At 44.7% G+C, this 18,367-nt stretch carries 13 protein-coding genes, 1 other RNA gene and 1 pseudogene; 9 read left to right on the top strand and 6 right to left on the bottom strand.

The annotated features are described in order from the left end of the window. The first annotated feature begins 105 nt into the window (after positions 1-105). The 5 genes from D7Y06_RS13200 to ssrA all read left to right on the top strand — a co-directional run bounded on the left by D7Y06_RS13200 (position 106) and on the right by ssrA (position 6,401). On the top strand, positions 106-2,973 hold the full coding sequence (locus tag D7Y06_RS13200) for a PAS domain-containing hybrid sensor histidine kinase/response regulator (RefSeq protein ID WP_120408256.1): 2,868 nt from the start codon (positions 106-108) through the stop codon (positions 2,971-2,973). Between the two features lie 75 nt (positions 2,974-3,048). Then, complete coding sequence (secG, locus tag D7Y06_RS13195) at positions 3,049-3,288, top strand: preprotein translocase subunit SecG (protein WP_120408255.1); 240 nt, start codon at positions 3,049-3,051, stop codon at positions 3,286-3,288. An 86-nt stretch (positions 3,289-3,374) separates the two neighbouring features. Beyond that, a complete protein-coding gene (gene rnr / locus D7Y06_RS13190; protein ID WP_120408254.1) occupies positions 3,375-5,495 on the top strand; it encodes a ribonuclease R in 2,121 nt (706 codons plus the stop codon). 24 nt (positions 5,496-5,519) lie between these two features. Continuing rightward, a complete protein-coding gene (smpB, locus tag D7Y06_RS13185; protein ID WP_120408253.1) occupies positions 5,520-5,990 on the top strand; it encodes an SsrA-binding protein SmpB in 471 nt (156 codons plus the stop codon). Between the two features lie 71 nt (positions 5,991-6,061). Then, positions 6,062-6,401, top strand: a transfer-messenger RNA (tmRNA) gene (gene ssrA / locus D7Y06_RS13180). 304 nt (positions 6,402-6,705) lie between these two features. Here ssrA and D7Y06_RS13175 read toward each other — a convergent pair. From D7Y06_RS13175 to D7Y06_RS13165, 3 genes are all read right to left on the bottom strand, one after another. Next, positions 6,706-7,122 (bottom strand): HIT family protein, encoded by a 417-nt coding sequence (locus D7Y06_RS13175; protein ID WP_120408252.1) that lies wholly within the window; start codon positions 7,120-7,122, stop codon positions 6,706-6,708. Positions 7,123-7,268: 146 nt separating this feature from the next. After that, entirely contained in the window at positions 7,269-8,753 is a 1,485-nt protein-coding gene (locus tag D7Y06_RS13170) for a tagaturonate reductase (protein WP_120408251.1), read from the bottom strand. 34 nt (positions 8,754-8,787) lie between these two features. Beyond that, a complete protein-coding gene (locus D7Y06_RS13165) occupies positions 8,788-10,278 on the bottom strand; it encodes a UxaA family hydrolase (RefSeq protein WP_120408250.1) in 1,491 nt (496 codons plus the stop codon). Positions 10,279-10,485: 207 nt separating this feature from the next. Between D7Y06_RS13165 and D7Y06_RS13160 the strand changes: the two genes are divergently transcribed. Further along, on the top strand, positions 10,486-11,505 hold the full coding sequence (locus D7Y06_RS13160) for a LacI family DNA-binding transcriptional regulator (protein WP_120408249.1): 1,020 nt from the start codon (positions 10,486-10,488) through the stop codon (positions 11,503-11,505). Position 11,506: 1 nt separating this feature from the next. Next, positions 11,507-12,922, top strand: coding sequence for a glucuronate isomerase (gene uxaC / locus D7Y06_RS13155; protein ID WP_120408248.1), 1,416 nt, complete (start codon positions 11,507-11,509; stop codon positions 12,920-12,922). Positions 12,923-12,979: 57 nt separating this feature from the next. Here uxaC and D7Y06_RS28585 read toward each other — a convergent pair. Continuing rightward, positions 12,980-13,428, bottom strand: a pseudogene (locus D7Y06_RS28585) (DUF2812 domain-containing protein). 73 nt (positions 13,429-13,501) lie between these two features. Then, positions 13,502-13,825 (bottom strand): PadR family transcriptional regulator, encoded by a 324-nt coding sequence (locus tag D7Y06_RS13145; RefSeq protein WP_120408247.1) that lies wholly within the window; start codon positions 13,823-13,825, stop codon positions 13,502-13,504. 433 nt (positions 13,826-14,258) lie between these two features. Between D7Y06_RS13145 and D7Y06_RS13135 the strand changes: the two genes are divergently transcribed. Next, a complete protein-coding gene (locus tag D7Y06_RS13135; RefSeq protein ID WP_120408246.1) occupies positions 14,259-15,032 on the top strand; it encodes an HD domain-containing protein in 774 nt (257 codons plus the stop codon). Between the two features lie 29 nt (positions 15,033-15,061). On the opposite strand, the gene D7Y06_RS27810 is transcribed toward D7Y06_RS13135, so the two are convergent. Further along, a complete protein-coding gene (locus D7Y06_RS27810; protein WP_120408245.1) occupies positions 15,062-15,880 on the bottom strand; it encodes a methyl-accepting chemotaxis protein in 819 nt (272 codons plus the stop codon). A gap of 305 nt (positions 15,881-16,185) precedes the next feature. Here D7Y06_RS27810 and D7Y06_RS13125 point away from each other — a divergent pair, with 305 nt between their 5' ends. Continuing rightward, on the top strand, positions 16,186-18,354 hold the full coding sequence (locus D7Y06_RS13125; protein WP_243119316.1) for an alpha-galactosidase: 2,169 nt from the start codon (positions 16,186-16,188) through the stop codon (positions 18,352-18,354). Positions 18,355-18,367: the final 13 nt, after the last annotated feature.

The following is an 18,367-nucleotide window of genomic DNA, read 5'->3' as shown; positions in this document are numbered from 1 at the left end:
AAATGTCAGACTTTAAAGAGGGATTTTCTTGAAGATTCTCCCTTGTATTTCACTCCTTATCAGTTTATAATATAAAGGCATAATTGAACAAAGGTGAGGGAAGAGATGCAGGGAGAAAAACACTTAGAAGAGAGGGTACAAAGAGAAATCGAGAGGGAGCGTAAGATCTTCAGACAGCATATAGACAAGAATGCGGAATTGAAACTTTTGTTGGAGACAGTGCTCCATGGGGTTACAGGGGGAATCAAAATCAGCCAGGATGATGAAAAGCTTTCTATTAAATATGTGAGCGAGTCAGCAGCTGCCATTCAGGGTTATACGGTGGATGAATATATGGAAGTTTCCAGGGGAAACACTATGGATAACTGTTATACCCCTGACAGGCATCTTCTTGTGACGTACAAACGCAAGGATTTCAAAGTGGGAGATACCTATGCCGTTAAATACCGTGTTAGGGCGAAAGACGGAACTCTGAAATGGATTTTGGACAGTGGGATGAAGGTTCTTGACCCTCACGGATATTATCTCTATTACAGCCTGCTCCAGGATGTGACAGAGGTGGAAAAAGGAAACATGAAGATTAAAAATACCCTGGATATGCTGGCACAGATGGTGGGTTCTTTAAATTCCGGCGTGCTGGCTTACAGCATCCCGGACCATACGGTTTTGATGATGAATGAGGAGGCCAAAAGGCTTTTCGGGATTGAGCAGGAGTCTGTGGAGGGAGTATTTCATCACCTGACAAGAGATAAGGTGGTGGAGGAAGATTTTGGGGAAATCCAGTCTGTTATCCGGCTTCTCAAGGAATCAGGAGACGGTGTTACCTACGTGTTCCGTACCCGTATGAAGGACGGGGAGATTTATAAGATTCAGGCTCACACAAAACTGCTGGAGTTTGACGACGGCACACGTTTTATCTTAAGTTCCCTTTTGGACATTACGGAACAATCCGCATTGACGGATCTTTTATCCCAGGAAAGGAAGCAGTACAGGGATGCCCTGATGGCAAACTGTGAGTTTTCTTTCTCCTTTGATGTGACGGAGGGGATTATTCGGCGGGAATTTATCACAAAACAGGGATTTAATCTTTTGCGCAAACTGGAACTTTCAGTGCCCGCAAGATTTGATTTGATGATTCAGGAGTGGATACGTGTCATGTCCCCGCAGTTTTTACATGCCAACGTGGCAGATACGTTAAACTGTGAGGAAGTCATTTCACGTTTCCGGCAGGGTGAGTCCAGATTGGAATTGGAATACAGTAATCCTTCTGAGGACAAATATACCAGGATTACCGCACTTTTATCAGAGAACAGCGAAAACGGCCACGTTCTTGCTTTTGTAAGTGCCGTGGATATCACGGAAGAGAGAATGATGGAACAAAAGTCTAAGCAGGCTTTAAAAGACGCCTATGAGGCCGCTAACCGGGCAAATCAGGCGAAATCTGATTTCCTTTCCCACATGAGCCATGATATCAGAACTCCCATGAATGCCATTATCGGAATGACGGCCATTGCGGCAACTCATCTGGACGACAAAGAACGGGTGGCGGATTGCCTGGCGAAGGTGACAAGTTCCAGCAAACATCTTTTGACATTGATTAATGAAGTTCTGGATATGAGCAAGATTGAATCTGGAAAAATGGAACTTACGGAGGAGGAGATTAATCTTCCGGAGCTCATTGACAATCTTTTGGTTATGGTGCGTCCCCAGCTGGATGCCAAGGGGCATGAGCTGAAAGTGGCTATCCAGAATGTGGAACACGAGGACGTGGTTGGGGATAGACTCCATATTCAGCAGGCATTTGTAAATATCATGGGGAATGCGGTGAAATATACCCCGGAACATGGAAAGATTTCTCTTACCATATCAGAAAAAGTTACGAATCAGCCCAAGGTAGGCTGCTATGAGTTTGTCTTTGAGGACAACGGAATCGGCATGTCGCCGGGATTTTTGGAGCATATTTTTGAGCCTTTTTCCAGGGCAGATGAATCCAGCCACAATAAGGTGCAGGGGACAGGTCTGGGATTGGCTATCACTCTGAACATTATCCGCATGATGGGCGGGGATGTAAAAGTGGAGAGTGAGCTTGGCAAGGGGTCAAAATTTATTGTGACCATTTACTTAAAGCTTCAGGAAGTGTCGGAAGTGAATTATGAACAGTTTTTAAATCTCCCGGTTCTTGTGGCGGATGACGAGAAAGATGCCTGCGAGAGCGCCTGTCAGATGTTAAAGGAACTTGGGATGAGCGGTGAGTGGGCGCTGACCGGTGAGGAAGCGGTAGAAAAAGTCAGAACGTCCATGGAGTCTGGCACCCAATATTTTGCTGTGATTCTGGGATTGCAGATGTCTGGAATGAACAGTGCTGCCACGGCAAAGGAAATCCGAAGGCTGGTGGGGGATGATGTTACGATTATTATTCTCTCCGCCTATGACTGGACAGAAATCGAGATGGAGGCCAGGGCGGCAGGGGTGGATGCATTTATCAGCAAGCCCTTGTTTAAGTCCAGATTGCTGTATCTCTTCCGCAGTCTTGTGGGAGAGGAAATCTCCGGGGAAAAGGAGCAGGAGCAGGAAAGCCGGCAGGATTTTACCGGAAGGCGTGTGCTCTTGGTGGAGGACAATGAGATTAATGCGGAGATTGCACAGGAAATTTTAGAGAACACAGGGCTTATGGTAGACCATGTATGGGATGGAAGCCAGGCGGTGAACACTTTGATTGATATCGAACCTGGGTATTACGACCTTGTATTCATGGACGTCCAGATGCCTGTGATGAATGGATATGAGGCAGCCAGGGCAATCCGTGCCACAGACAGAAAAGACCTGAAAAAGATTCCCATTATCGCTATGACAGCCAATGCCTTTGCGGAGGATGTACAGACTGCCATGAATGCGGGGATGAACCAGCACATTGCAAAACCACTGGATTTTTCCCAGCTTATGAATGCGCTGAATAAGTGGCTGGAAAATTAATGGTTGAAAAATACTGTAATATGTGATATTCTTAGTAAAGTGTGGTAAAATAGTGTTTAGCAGGAGGGAAGATTCGTGGCAGTTGTTAAGACGATTTTAACGGTAGTTTTTATAGTATTATCTTTGGCATTGACAGTGATTGTTTTGCTTCAGGAGGGAAAATCTGCAGGACTTGGGGCCATTGCAGGTGCGGCGGACACATATTGGGGCAAAAATAAGGGACGTTCTATGGAAGGTATTTTGGTAAAGGGCACCAGACTTATGGTGATTTTGTTTCTGGTGATTGCAGCCGTGTTGAATACCAATATATTTTAGGAACATAAGAGACTGTCGTGGGATTGCGGCAGTCTCTTTTCATGTTTTGGCAGTCCTGGTGCAGAACATGTTGAAAAGGAGCATTTATGAATAAGGAACAATTGGAAAAGCGGAAAAAAACCATATATGACTTTATCTGTGATGAGCTGTATGTGCCTATGAAGGCAAAAGAGATAGCTATGATACTCTCTGTTCCCAAGGAGGAGCGGGAATCTTTGCGGGAGGTTTTGGAAATTCTTGTTTCGGAGGGTAAAATAGAGATTTCCAAAAAGGGAAAATATGTGAAGGCGGAGAAAAAATATCTCTCCGGCACATTTACCGCAAATCAGAAGGGTTTTGGATTTGTTACGGTGGAGGGGGAGGAAGAGGATATATTTATCTCTCCCGAGGATACCGGCGGCGCCCTTCACTTGGACGAGGTGACAATTAGTCTGTTTCCGGCATCCGGAGGAAAGCGGAGAGAGGGAAAAGTTGAGAAAATTTTAAAAAGGGGGCTGACAAAGGTTGTAGGAACATATGAGCCCAGCAAAAACTTTGGCTTTGTAGTGCCCGACGACCCTAAAATCGGCAGCGATATTTTTGTGCCCGTGGAGCGTTCCAAGGGAGCTGTAAGTGGTCATAAAGTCGTGGTGGAAATTACTGATTACGGCAGCAGAGATAAAAAACCGGAGGGAAAAGTGGTGGAGATTATAGGCCATATCAATGATCCGGGAACAGATATTTTGTCCCTGGTGCGGGCTTACGATCTTCCCATGGAATTTCCACAGAAAGTGCTGAACCAGGCAGAGCGGGTGGCAAAAGAGGTGACCCAGGCGGACATGGCAGGGCGCATGGATATCCGGGACTGGCAGATGGTCACGATAGATGGGGAGGATGCAAAAGATTTAGATGACGCCATCACCCTGACAAAGGAGGGGGATGTGTATATCCTGGGCGTCCATATCGCAGATGTGACAAATTATGTACAGGAGCACAGTGCGTTAGATGTGGAGGCATTGAAGCGGGGCACCAGCGTATACCTTGTGGACCGGGTGATTCCTATGCTCCCCCATGCCCTTTCCAACGGTATCTGTTCCTTAAACCAGGGGGAAAACCGCCTGGCCCTAAGCTGCATTATGACCATAGACGAAAAGGGCAGGGTGATTGACCACAAAATCAGTGAGACGGTGGTGCAGGTAGACCGCCGTATGTCCTACACAAATGTAAAGAAAATTCTTGTGGACAAGGATGAGGCGTTATTAAAAGAGTATGAGGATTTCGTACCCATGTTTCAGATGATGGAGGAGCTTGCGGCAATTCTCCGGAAAAAAAGAATGAAACGTGGCTCTGTGGATTTTGATTTCCCTGAGACGAAAATTATTTTGGATAAAAACGGACATCCCCAGGAAATCAAGCCCTATGAGCGGAATGTGGCCACAAAAATAATCGAGGATTTTATGCTCATTGCCAATGAGACAGTGGCGGAGGATTTTTTCTGGCAGCAGATTCCCTTTGTGTTCCGCAGCCATGATACTCCGGATCAGGAGAAAATTCGGAAATTAGCTGCGTTTATCAATAATTTCGGGTATTCCATGCATGTGGGGCAGGAGGAAGTCCACCCCAAGGAACTGCAGAAACTCCTGGGAAAAATTGAGGGTTCCCCGGAGGAACCGTTAATCAGCCGCCTCACCCTGCGGTCTATGAAACAGGCAAAATATACTACCATGAGTATAGGGCATTTCGGGTTGGCAACCTCCTATTACTGCCATTTCACCTCCCCTATCCGGCGCTATCCTGATTTGCAAATCCACAGGATTATCAAAGAGAGCCTGCGGGGGAAAATGGGTGATAAACGGTTGTCCCACTATGAAAAGATTCTGCCGGAGGTAGCAAAACATTCCAGTGAGATGGAAAGGCGGGCAGACGAGGCGGAGCGCGAGACAGAGAAGATGAAAAAAGTAGAGTATATGGAAGGGCATATTGGGGAAATTTTTGAAGGTGTGATTTCCGGGGTCACGGCCTGGGGGATGTATGTGGAATTGCCCAACACCATTGAGGGGCTTGTTCATATCACCTCCCTAGATGACGACTATTATGTCTATTATGAATCTTCTTATGAGTTGGTGGGAGAGGCAAAAAATAAGCATTATAAACTGGGGCAGAAAGTCAGCATAAAGGTGGAATCCACGGATAAACTTCTGCGCACCATAAATTTTGTACTGGCTTAGTCTTTTTTGATTAGGGAGGTTTGTATGGGAAAAGACACAAGGAAACTGATTGCCAATAATAAAAAGGCAAGGCACGACTATTTTTTAGAGGAACTCTTTGAGGCAGGAATCGGTTTACACGGAACAGAAGTGAAATCCCTGCGCATGGGCAAGTGCAGCGTAAAGGAGTCTTTTATCCGCATTGAAAACGGGGAAGTGTATATCTATGGTATGCACATATCCCCTTATGAGAAGGGGAATATATTTAACAGGGACCCTCTCCGGCCCAAAAAACTTTTGCTTCACAAAAATGAAATTTTAAAACTGCAGCAGAAGATTGCGGAAAAAGGGTATACCCTAGTGCCTGTGGAGGTATATTTTAAGGGAAGCCTAGTGAAAGTTCAGATTGCCCTGGCCAAGGGAAAGAAGCTGTATGACAAGCGCAAAGATATTGCAAAGAAAGATGCAAAGCGCGAGGCAGAGCGGGATTTCAAGGTAAAAAATCTTGACCTATAGAGATATTTTAGGTATAATATTAGAGCAAAGAAATCTTTTTCTGAAAATGAACAGAAAAGGGTTTTATATAAGGGCTAGTAAAGGTTTCGACAGGGATCTTGAAGCTGGAGAAGCGAGTCGCATGGGATGCGTGAAATGCCAAAATTAAAATTAAACGCTGAAGATAATTTAGCTTACGCTGCCTAATGGCAGCAGTCTGACCTAGTGCACCTACACATTAGGACCCAGGCTTCGACTATGTAGGAAACGACATTGGCAAAGCTTTGAGCCAATGGGCGTATCATGAAGCTACTAAAACCGTCAGGGTGTCTCTCCCCGGGCGGCGGAGGGAATGTAAAAGGAGAGACTACACTCGTAGAAGGACAGGGGATTGGTTTTTGGACACGGGTTCGATTCCCGTCTAGTCCATTTCATGTAAAATAGGGGGATGGCTTATAAAGCTGTCCCCTTTTTAAGCTGGAATCTCTTTTGGTAAATTTGACCAACAAAAGAAATTTTTTTATCACAATTTTAAAAAATTAAGGCTGGAACTGTTAAACTGACAAAAAAATGGCCAGATAAAACAATACATTTGTGTATCCGGCCAATAGTACAATACCATTCCCTATGCTATTATAATTCTTGTAAAACCCCCAATACATTATATATAGTTTTTGCTATACCCCATAGTAAAAATACCTTCTCCTAAAAGAAACAGCTTCGGCTGTTTCTTTTTTTACAGATTTGCCTTTATCTTAGAAATCATTTCTTCGTATTCTTTTTCTGACAAATAATTTTTGTCGGGATTCATGGCAAATGTGCCTCCCCACTCAAATGCACCGGTGTATTTTGGAACCAGATGGAAGTGGAGGTGGCATCCTTTGTCTCCGTAGGCGCCGTAATTGACTTTGGCGGGGGAGAAGGTTTTGTGTATCACCTCCGCCATATGGTTTACATCCTGCAAAAATGCAATTCTGTCCGCTTCGCTTAAGTCCACCATCTCGCTGACATGGTGCTTGCTGGCTACAATCAGCCGGCCGGGATGGCTTTGTTCTTTGAAAAGATACACTTTAGAAGCGGGAAGTTCACATATTTTTATGCCAAATTCAGCCACTAATTCCCCTTCCATACAGTAAGCGCAAGTATTGTCCATCAGTTAGACCTCCTTATATGTGGTAACGCCCCCTCGCCTTAGTTCGGCGGCTTTTGCCATAAGGGGGAACCCGTTTACGGGGAGATTCCTTATGGCTCCAAGTCGTCGGAAGGCATTCAAATAAATGCTTTGCATTTGCCTTCCTCCTATAAACAGCTTTTCATTACTTCATAGGTGCCTTTTTCATCAATCATGTCAAGATATTTGGCAACTTCCTCTTCAAATCCAGCGGCAAGGGATAAATCCTCCCCCCAGAAATCTGTGTTGGAGCAGACGGCATGTGCCAAGGTTTTGTTGTCGTCATCTTTGTGGGCAAGATAAAACTCTAAAATAGAGGCATCGTCTTTGATGGTGTATTCATTGCCTTTCCGCTGCCCTATCATGCCGTCTTCCCCCATTTTCTTTCCTTTGTAGAAAGCGATATAGAAAGCAAAGGAGGCGGTAATACAGGGCGGAAGTTTCCCGAATTTGTCCACATAGCCTTTAAAGCTTGGCATTACCCTTGCTTTCCACTTGGAGGTGGAGTTTAAGGAGATAGCCAAAAGGGAATGGTCGATAAAAGGATTTTTGAAACGCTCTGTGACGGAGGCTGCAAATCCCTCCAGCTCATCTTTTGGCAGGGTGAGGGTGGGGATAATCTCGTCATAGATGGTCTTATTCATAAATCCCTGGATTACCTCATCCTCCATACAGTTTCTAACGATGTCTTCCCCTGCTAAGTATGCGCCTAAAACCATAGAAGTATGAGCGCCGTTTAAAATCCGGACTTTTCTCTGTTTGTAGGGTTTGTGGTCGTCTGTAATTAACACGGGAAGCCCCGCTTTTTCAAAAGGAAGTTCTTCTTTTAAGGATTCCGGCCCCTCGATAACCCAGAAACCAAAGACTTCTCCTGTGTCGATGATATTGTCCAGATAACCGTTTTCTCTGCAGATTTCCTCCGCCTCGTTTCTGGGATATCCTGTGACAATTCGGTCCACTAAGGTGGAGCAGAAAATGTTTTCCTCCTTTATCCAACGGATAAAATCATCCTCCAGGTTCCATAATTTGGCGTACTGTAAAACGCATTTTTCCAGCTCTTTTCCGTTGTTGTCAATAAGCTCGCAGGAGAGGATGACAAATCCTTTGCCCGCCTCCTTTCCAAAAACTTGAAAGCGCTCATACATAAACTGTGTCAATTTGCCGGGGTAGGTTTCTGCCGGGGCATCTGTCAATTTGCACGCCGGGTCGTAGGCGATGCCGGCCTCTGTGGTGTTGCAGGCGATAAATCTTAAGTCGGGATTTTTTGCACAGTCCAAAAGTTCCTGGAACTGGGAGTAGGGATTTAAGCATCTGCTGACACAGGATATAATTCTCTTGTCATTCACTTTCTGCCCCTTTTCAAATCCCCGAAGATATAAGGTATAAAGGCCCTCCTGCTCATTTATCATATCTGCAAGTCCCGGTGCGATTGGCTGGCAGAGAACGACTTTGGAATGAAATCCTGCCTTTTCGTTCATCATGTCAATAAAGTAGTCTACAAATGCCCGAAGGAAATTCCCCTCTCCAAACTGAAGTACCCGTTCCGGGGCGTTTTCCAAAAGATAACCCTCATAGTTCATTTCCTTTAGTGTTTCATAACATAATTTTTTCATAGTAAAAATCCTTTCCTTTGCATTGCAAACTTATTTATAAAGTGACCCCCTGTTTAAAAATAGCCATATCGTGGAAACCTGCGTTTTCCGCTTTGACTTTTTTCCCCGATGCGACGGAAATCACAAAGTCAAAAAGGTACTGTTTTAAGTCTTCCAGGGAAGTTCCGTCCACAACAGTTCCGCAGTTAAAGTCAATCCAGTTAAACTTTTTATCGTTTAAAGCGGAATTGGTGGAAATTTTTATTGTGGGCACCGGGGAGGCAAAAGGAGTTCCCCGTCCCGTGGTAAAGAGTACGATATGGGCGCCGGAGGCAGCCAGGGCAGTGGATGCAACTAAATCGTTTCCCGGGGCGCTTAAAAGGTTTAAGCCCTTTTGTCCCTTTTCACAGACCCGCTCGCCGTATTTTAACACGCCTCTTACCGGGGCGCTGCCGGATTTCTGCGTGCATCCCAGGGATTTATCTTCTAAAGTTGAAATGCCTCCCTTTTTGTTTCCCGGGGAGGGATTTTCATATATCGTCTGGTTGTGGGATGTAAAATAATTTTTAAAGTTATTGATTAAATCCACTGTTTCATGGAACAATTCTTCGTTTTCGCAGCGGTTCATAAGAAGTGTCTCCGCACCGAACATTTCGGGCACTTCCGTTAAAATGGTGGTTCCGCCCTTGGAAATCAGCAAATCAGAAAATCCTCCTACGGTGGGATTTGCGGTGATGCCGGAGAGCCCGTCGGAGCCTCCGCATTTCATGCCGATAACCAGTTCGCTGCAGCTTATGGGTTCCCGGTGGAAACGGCCTACATAGCGGCTTAAATCCTCCAGGATGGCAAGAGCCTCTGCAATTTCATCCTCACACTCCTGTGCCACCAGGAATCGGACACGGTTTGCATCATATGTTCCAATGTATTTTTTTAGTTTATCAATGTTGCTGTTTTCACATCCAAGGCCCAGGACAAGAACTCCTCCAGCGTTGGGATGTTTAACCAAATCTGCAAGAATCCGTCTTGTGTTTTCCTGGTCTTCCCCCATCTGGGAACAGCCGTAGGGATGGGGAAACGCCACGATTTCCTCCACTGTGCCGGAAACAAATTTCCTGGCCTGTTTCTCGATGGAAGAGGCTACGTTGTTGACACAACCCACGGTGGGGATAATCCAAATTTCATTGCGGACTCCCACGGAGCCGTCCTCCCTCCTGTACCCCCAAAATGTCACATCCTCCGTGGGCTTAAGGCAGGTATCCCTTTTTTTATAGGAATAAGTCAAAAGATCTCCCAGTCCGGTTTTAATGTTATGGGTGTGTACCCAGCTTCCCTGTTTGATATTTTCTTTGGCAATGCCAATGGGACTGCCATATTTTAAGATGGATTCCCCGGCAGCAATATCCTTTAAGGCAAATTTGTGCCCCTGGGGTATGTCTTCAGTTAAGAGAAGCTCCTCCCCTTCTATGGAAACCACAGTGTTGGAAGGTAAGGGCTTTAAGGCTACAGCCACACAGTCCTGGGGATGAATTTTAATATAATCCTGCATAGAATTTATTTTCCTTTCCATAATAATTGGCGGGTGACATTGAAAAAGAGTGTAAGCGCTTACACATACAATACGACAAATCTTTAAAATAGTCAATGGCTATCTTAATAAAAATTGGAAAAACCATTGAATTTGCACAAAATGTATTGTATAATGACCTGGAAAGAAAAGTGTAAGCGTTTACATTGTGTAAAGGATAACCGGACTATGAATATTTATGACGTGTCAAGGCAGGCTGGGGTGTCCATTGCCACCGTTTCAAGAGTGCTAAACGGCAACGCAAAAGTCAGTGAGGCCACCAGGCAGAAAGTTTTAAAAGTTATGGAGGAAATGGGGTATACCCCCAATGTATTTGCAAGGGGACTGGGGTTAAATACCATGCAGACGGTGGGAATAATGTGTGCAGATTCCTCCGACAGTTATCTGGCTACTGCTATTTATTATCTGGAACAGGAGCTGCGGAATTATGATTATGATGTGCTTCTCTGCTGTACCGGATATGAGTGGGAGAACAGGAAAAAATATATGGAGCTTCTTTTGTCCAAGCGTGTGGATGCAGTGATTCTTGCCGGCTCTAATTTTGTGGAGCAGACCAGGGAAAAGAACCGGTATATTGCAGAGGCGGCGGAAAAAATTCCTGTGGTGGTTTTAAATGGATACCTGGAGGCGGAAAATGTCTACTGTGCCCTATGTGACGACGCGGATGCCCTGTACCGTGTGACAAAGACATATTTAAATGCAGGGAAGAGGGATATACTTTTTCTGGGCAGGAGCCTTTCCTACAGCGGGGTAAGAAAGCGCAGCGGTTTTCTGCAGGCATATGAGGAGATGGGCTTAAAGTGCCGGAAAAATCAGATTATTATTCAGGACGGGACAATCGACGAGATACGAGACCTTTTGATTGGCCGGGCAAAACAGGGAATACGGGAAGAAGTGATTGTGACGGCAGACGATGAGCTGGCCATTGGGGCAGTGAAATATGCAAAATCCCTGGGGATTCAAATTCCCGGAGATTTAGAGGTGGTGGGATACAACAATTCTAAGCTGGGACTCTGTTGTGAACCGGAGCTTACCTCTGTGGACAACAAACTGGAATATTCCTGTATGAATGTGGTAAACGTATTAATGAAAGTATTTCATCACGGCCGGGTGCCTGCCCGCACAATGATTTCGGCAGATTTAGCTGTCAGGGGAACAACATCAATCAATTTTTTAGGAGGGTTTTAACATGAAACAATTTATGGATAAAGATTTTATTCTTTCAACGGAATGTGCGCAGAAGTTATTTCATGAGTATGCAGAGCAGATGCCGGTTTTGGATTATCACTGCCATATTAATCCCAAAGAGATAGCGGAGGACAGGAAGTTTGAGAATATTACCCAGGTGTGGCTGGGGGGAGACCACTACAAATGGCGCCAGATGCGTTCTAATGGGGTGGAAGAGCGCTATATTACAGGAGATGCCCCGGACCGTGAAAAATTCCAGAAATGGGCTGAGACTTTAGAGAAGGCTATTGGAAATCCTCTTTACCACTGGAGCCACTTAGAGCTGCAGAGATATTTTGGATACAAGGGATATTTAAACGGAGAGACGGCGGAAGAGGTGTGGAACCTTTGTAACGAAAAGTTAAAAGATGATTCTATGTCAGTGCGAAATATTATCAGAAAATCAAATGTCACTTTAATTTGTACTACAGACGACCCGATAGACAGTTTGGAATGGCACAAAGTAATTGCGGAGGATAAAACTTTTGAAGTGCAGGTTCTCCCTGCATGGAGGCCGGATAAGGCTATGAATCTGGAAAAACCCGATTATCTCTCTTACCTGGAGAAATTAAGTGACGTCAGCGGCATAAAAATTAATTCTTTTGTGAACTTATTGGAAGCCCTTAGAAACCGCCTGGATTTCTTTGCTTCCATGGGGTGCAGTGTGTCTGACCACGCATTGGAATATGTGATGTATGCCCCTGCTTCAGAGCAAGAGATTGAGGCAATTTTTGCAAAGAGACTGGCAGGAAACGAGATTTCTAAGGAAGAGGAATTGAAATTTAAAACGGCATTTATGCTTGCTATGGGAAAAGAATACCACAAGAGAAACTGGGCGATGCAGCTCCACTATGGATGCAAGCGGGACAATAACCGGTTCCGTTTTGACCAGCTTGGGCCTGACACGGGATATGACTGTATCAATAATTACGCCCCAAGCGCCCAGATGGCAGATTTCTTAAATGCTTTAAATGCCACAGACGAAATGCCCAGGACGATTCTTTACTCCTTAAATCCCAATGACGACGCATCCATCGGGACAATCCTGGGATGTTTTCAGGATGTCTCCACCATTGGTAAAATCCAGCAGGGCAGCGCCTGGTGGTTTAATGACCACAAAGCGGGAATGACGGCACAGATGACAAGCCTGGCGAATCTGGGGCTTTTGGGCAATTTTATTGGTATGCTCACAGATTCCAGAAGTTTCTTATCTTATACAAGGCATGAGTATTTTAGAAGGATTGTCTGCGAATTAATCGGCGGATGGGTAGAAAACGGAGAGTACCCGGCGGATTACAAGGCATTGGAGAAAATTGTAAAAGGAATTTCCTATAATAATGCAGTGCGTTATTTTGGATTTGATTTAGAGACAAAATAGGATAAGATATAAAGCGGCGGCCGCCTGGTTTTGGGCGGAACCGCTGCTTTTTACATGCTATTCGTGAAGGAAACGTTCTTTTTCCAGAAAGTCTTTTTTTCCATGAACTCTCCCCATGCCGTATAGAAACGGGTATGCTGCCAGCAGGTTGAGAATGCCCACTATATTGTTTATGGGCGCATGGTTTGTGATGCCAATTAGAATATTTATGATCCCCATAAAAAAATTTAACAGAATTAGAAAAAGGAAAAGCTTTATGATTTTATCCAGGTGGCTGATGCGGGAGTCAATATCGGAAAAAATGTCAAAACTGCCCTGGCTTGCTTTTTTTCGGAAATATGCCCATTGAACCTGGCGGCCACATGCTGGGCGCCTGTTTCTTCCATAAATGCTTCATATGCATAGTCAGGCTTGTGCATTTCCAGGCGGATCATGTATTCCCCCGGCTCAGTTTTTTCAAAGTGGTAGACGCAGAAACCTCTATCATACAAAGCCCAGCCCTCCATGGCCATTTCATTTAACCACTGTTCTTCTTTGTCAAAGTTCCATGCCCACCACCATCTATGTATGGTTTTCTTTTCATTCATTTTCTTTCCCTCCTAAAATTTCTTCTCCGTTTTTTACCAACTGCCGCAGGCGGTTTAGTTCTGCGGCAAGCACTTCTTTTCCGGACGCAGTGATTTGATATTCTTTTTTCCGGCTTCCTGTCTCCCCTGGCAGGGCTTTAATCCACCCTTTTGCACACAGATTGTTTAAAGCGCCGTATAAAGTCCCGGCAGCCAGGCGCACACGGCCTTCAGATATTTGTTCTGCCTTTTGCATAATGCCGTATCCGTGTCTGGGGGAGCACAGGGACAATAGAATGTAATACACTGCTTCCGTTAATGCAGGTTTGTCGCTCATAGTTTCCTCCCTTTGATTTTTCAGAATTCTGTCTGACATATATTAGATTCCGATATATCGATTAGCGATATATCGTATTAAGAGTATATCAGGAGACGATATAAATGTCAAGTCTTTTTGAAAAAGATACAAAAGGGACAGAAAAATGGATATGGAATCAAAGGTATACTAGACAAAAATTAATTCATATATTAATATAGTAGGAGATGTTAAAGGGGATAATTTTTTAGCTCCAGAAGTATGCCAAGAAAACGGGAGTTAATACGTGCATTTAAAGATGCAGGGTAAGTAGAACAGCTTGGTTCCGGGATGAGCCGGATTCAGCACCAGGAAAATCAGCCGTATTATAAAGGAATTGCGGGAAAAAGGCAGGATTAGCCGTGCAGGATCTGACAGAAAAGGATATTGGATCATACATTAGAAAGGACACAAAATGGATTCAAAAATAAATTTGGAACATGCCCTTGGGCAGTTTAAAAACTATATTTCAGCTTATGACGAAAACGACCCGAAAATTAATCTGAAAATCACCCATACTTACCGGGTTATGGAGATATGCGGCATTTTGGCAAAGGGGATGGATCTGCCGGAGGAAAAAAGAAAGCTGGCAGAGCTTATCGGGCTTTTGCATGATATCGGAAGATTTGAGCAGCTTAGGCTTACAAACAGTTTTGACGATTCTGTGATACCCCATGCAAAGTGCAGCCTGATGGTATTGTTTGACCAGAGGCATTTGAGGGATTTTATTGAAACCAAGGAGTATGATGCCATTATTTATGAGAGCATTAAGAATCACGGGGTATTTTTGGTGGACGAAAACCTTAAGGATGAGGAACTTCTCTTTACAAAAATTATAAGGGATGGGGATAAACTGGACAATTTTCACACGAAGCTCATTGAGAGCATGGAAACTATGCTGGATGTGACCATGGAGGAATTGGAGGCGGAAGAAGTTTCGGATTATGCTTATGAGACATTTATGGATGGGAGGCCCCTGTTAAATTCTAAAAGGGAAACCCATTTGGACATGTGGGTTTCCTATATCGGTTATATGTTTGATTTAAATCTTCCCCAGAGTTTTGCCTATGTGAGGGAGCATGACTATATCAACCGCCTGGTGGACAGGGTTGCTTATAAAAATCCAAAGGCAGAACAGAGGATGGAGGATATCCGGGAGAAGATGATTCAGTTTGTAGGGAAAAAATGAATAAAAAACATTGACCTGTTGTCAGCGGATTACAGGATTACATCATTCTGCAGTTCACCTGCAATGGAAATTGTCTGTTCCAGCACGGTTTTGATGGAACTTATATTGTCCATATAGCTTTTTGCCATATCATTTGCTTCTGTAATGGAATTCATGATGGATTCCAGATGATTGACAATGGCGGACAGAGTTGCCTTTATCTCGGCTGCGGAGCTGCCGCTGTCCTTTGCAAGTTTCCCCATCTCTGTAGCGACAACAGAAAATCCTTTTCCGGCTTCTCCGCTCCGTGCTGCCTCAATCGATGCATTCAGCGCAAGTATATTGGAATGCGACGCATTATTGCTGATTTTATTTACAACACCTGCTGCTTCATTGACATCCTGTTCTACTTCAGAAGTCATTTTATTCATATCCGTCAGCATATGAAATAAAACTTCAATTCCGTTAATGACATTCTGGATGGAACTGTCAATTTCCTGTATTGAAGTCTGAAACTTTTCGGCAATATCCTTTACCTTTTCTTTGCCCTCCACGGAATACGAGCATATGACACAGCCTATCACCTGTCCGTCATCTTTAACAGGAACTAAATTTCCTTCGATAGGAAAACCCATAACCTCTTTGGGAAGATAATTGTGTTTTGTAATTCCTTTGGCAATAACTTCATCAAAAACCCCGCTTGGATCTTCAAATACGGAACCAACCTCCATCTGCGGGGGTATTCCTTCCGGCAGGGAAAAACCTTGCACAATGTGATCTTTATCCAAAACAGAGATAATCATTTCCTTGTTATATAGCTGCCTTATTAAATCAAGATTATCAATAATATACTGCAATTTTTCATTCATAATATGTATTCCTTTTGTATTTGTTATTCACGGTTCTTTCATCTGCAGGACTTTTGCCCAAATACGCAAAAAGGCTTTTCAATTTTATAAACATTTTCCTAATTTTATCATAGTTTGCATTCCTTTTCAAGATTAGAAAGAGGTTGCAGCAAATATTTTGGCTGCAATTTGCCAAGATAACAGGATTAAACCCGTTGACTTTTTAGCTAAATAATACTATAATTAACCTAAAATTTAGTGGGAAATTGTAAGATTCTTATAATCTTTATTTTTATAAAGAAAACAGGGAATCGAAAGGAGAAGCTTTGATTACATTTGATGAAACAACAAAAATTATTAAATTGGATACTCCGGACAGCAGTTATGTGATGGGAATTGCAGACAACAATTATCTGGGCCATGTATACTATGGGAAAAAATTGAATGACACAAATCTTTCTTATCTGATGCGCACAGAGGAAAATCCATTTGTTCCCTCTGAAAACCTCAGGGAAAAAGTGACTTTTTTTGACAGTTTCCCCATGGAATATCCCTGCGGAGGGCTGGGGGATTACAGGGAGAGTGCCCTTGTGGTTTCCTGCAATGGGCAGGAGGGAGCGGAATTGTCCTATGTAAGCCATGAGATTTTTTCCGGGAAAAAGGAACTTAAGGGGCTTCCCGCTACCTGGGGGGATAATTGCGACACGGCGGAGATTACCATGAGAGATGACGTCCTGGGATTGAAAGTGATTTTAAGCTATACGGCTTTTTCGGATACGGACGCCATTGCAAGAAGCGTTAGGCTGGTGAACGAGGGAAGCGAGCCCCTTTACCTGAAAAAAGTTTTGTCCGCCAGTGTGGATATGGAGGATAAGGATTTTGAATTTTTATCCCTTTTCGGTTCCTGGGCAAGGGAGCGGAATATGGAGACGGTTCCTGTGGGACATGCAGGAACCTATATTGAATCCCTGCGGGGAGAGTCCGGGCATCAGGAACATCCCTTTTTTGCCCTGACCACGAAGGGCTGCACCCAGACAAACGGGGAGGTTTACGGTTTTCACTTTGTGTACTCCGGGAATTTTGTGGGAAAGGCCCAGACGAATCAGTTTGGAAATGTCCGGGCGTCTATGGGCATCCATCCGGAGCATTTCACCTGGAAATTAGAGCCGGGGAAGGAGTTTACAGCCCCGGAGGTGATTCTTGTGTATTCCGGGGAGGGGCTTGGGAAAATGACAAGGACTTACCATGACCTGTACAGAAACCATTTAATCCGCAGTCCCTGGAAGGATAAAAAGAGGCCGGTTCTTATCAATAACTGGGAGGCCACCTATTTTGAGTTTGACGAGGAGAAGCTTTTAGATATTGCAAAGGAGGCATCCAAGGCGGGGATTGAAATGCTGGTGATGGACGACGGGTGGTTTGGACACAGGAATTCCGACAACAGCAGCCTGGGGGACTGGCAGGTAAATGAGAATAAGATAAGGGGCGGGCTGGAAAATCTGGTGGAACATGTCAGGGAGCTGGGCATGGAGTTTGGCATCTGGTTTGAGCCGGAGATGATTTCCCCGGATTCGGAACTTTACTGCAAACATCCCGAGTGGGCCCTGCAGTTTACAGGCCGGGCTCCCGGACTTGCCAGGGAACAGCTTGTACTGGATTTTTCCAGGCCGGAGGTTTTGGAGTATGTGTATGAATCTGTGGCATCCATATTGAGAAGCGCCCACATCAGCTATGTAAAATGGGATATGAACCGTCCCCTGGCGGATGCGGGAAGTTCCTATCTGCCAGAGGACAGGCAGGGGGAGGTTTACCATCGCCATGTCCTGGGGTTGTATGAGCTTCAGGAAAGGCTGATAAGGGAGTTCCCCAATCTTCTTCTGGAAAACTGCTCCGGGGGAGGGGCCAGGTTTGACCCGGGAATGCTCTACTACAGCCCTCAGATTTGGTGCTCCGACGATACGGATGCTGTGGAGCGGCTGATGATTCAGGAGGGGACCCAGCTTATCTATCCCCTTTCCGTGATTGGAGCCCATGTGTCCGACTGCCCCAACCACATTACGGGGAGAGTGACTCCCTTTGAGACCAGGGGAATCGTGGCGATGGCAGGGACATTTGGCTACGAGCTGGATATTACGAAAATCTCTGAGGAGGACAGGGAGCAGATTCCGGGGCAGGTTGAAACCTTTAAAAAATATTATCCTCTGATAAATGCAGGAGATTATTACCGTCTGGCTTCCTACCGGGAGAATCATATTTACGACTGCTATCAGGTGGTATCCAAGGATAAAAAGCAGGCATTGATTACCTTTGTGCAGGTGATGGCCGAACCCAATATCCACAGCAGGAAAATTTATCTCCAAGGGCTTTCGGAGGATACGGTGTACGAGGTGGACGGAAAGCGGTATACAGGAAATGTGCTGATGCATGCAGGGCTTTTGGTTCCCGCCCTTTGGGGAGATTATCAGGCAAAACTCATAGAGGTTCTGGCAGTTTAGGAACAAAAGGAGT

Origin of the sequence: Roseburia sp. 1XD42-69, assembly GCF_003612565.1 — a bacterium.
Taxonomy (GTDB): Bacteria; Bacillota; Clostridia; order Lachnospirales; family Lachnospiraceae; genus Roseburia_B.
Note: the sequence above shows the minus strand (reverse complement) of the source record. Positions and strands in the feature narration are given on the sequence as shown.

What these genes read in the sequence shown, in the direction of transcription:
- D7Y06_RS13165 (WP_120408250.1), bottom strand. Translation starts at nt 10,278, where the DNA reads ATGCAGGATTATATTAAAATTCATCCCCAGGACTGTGTGGCTGTAGCC.
- smpB (WP_120408253.1), top strand. Translation starts at nt 5,520, where the DNA reads ATGGGAAAAGACACAAGGAAACTGATTGCCAATAATAAAAAGGCAAGG.
- D7Y06_RS13200 (WP_120408256.1), top strand. Translation starts at nt 106, where the DNA reads ATGCAGGGAGAAAAACACTTAGAAGAGAGGGTACAAAGAGAAATCGAG.
- D7Y06_RS27810 (WP_120408245.1), bottom strand. Translation starts at nt 15,880, where the DNA reads ATGAATGAAAAATTGCAGTATATTATTGATAATCTTGATTTAATAAGG.
- D7Y06_RS13175 (WP_120408252.1), bottom strand. Translation starts at nt 7,122, where the DNA reads ATGGACAATACTTGCGCTTACTGTATGGAAGGGGAATTAGTGGCTGAA.
- D7Y06_RS13160 (WP_120408249.1), top strand. Translation starts at nt 10,486, where the DNA reads ATGAATATTTATGACGTGTCAAGGCAGGCTGGGGTGTCCATTGCCACC.
- D7Y06_RS13145 (WP_120408247.1), bottom strand. Translation starts at nt 13,825, where the DNA reads ATGAGCGACAAACCTGCATTAACGGAAGCAGTGTATTACATTCTATTG.
- rnr (WP_120408254.1), top strand. Translation starts at nt 3,375, where the DNA reads ATGAATAAGGAACAATTGGAAAAGCGGAAAAAAACCATATATGACTTT.
- uxaC (WP_120408248.1), top strand. Translation starts at nt 11,507, where the DNA reads ATGAAACAATTTATGGATAAAGATTTTATTCTTTCAACGGAATGTGCG.
- D7Y06_RS13135 (WP_120408246.1), top strand. Translation starts at nt 14,259, where the DNA reads ATGGATTCAAAAATAAATTTGGAACATGCCCTTGGGCAGTTTAAAAAC.
- D7Y06_RS13170 (WP_120408251.1), bottom strand. Translation starts at nt 8,753, where the DNA reads ATGAAAAAATTATGTTATGAAACACTAAAGGAAATGAACTATGAGGGT.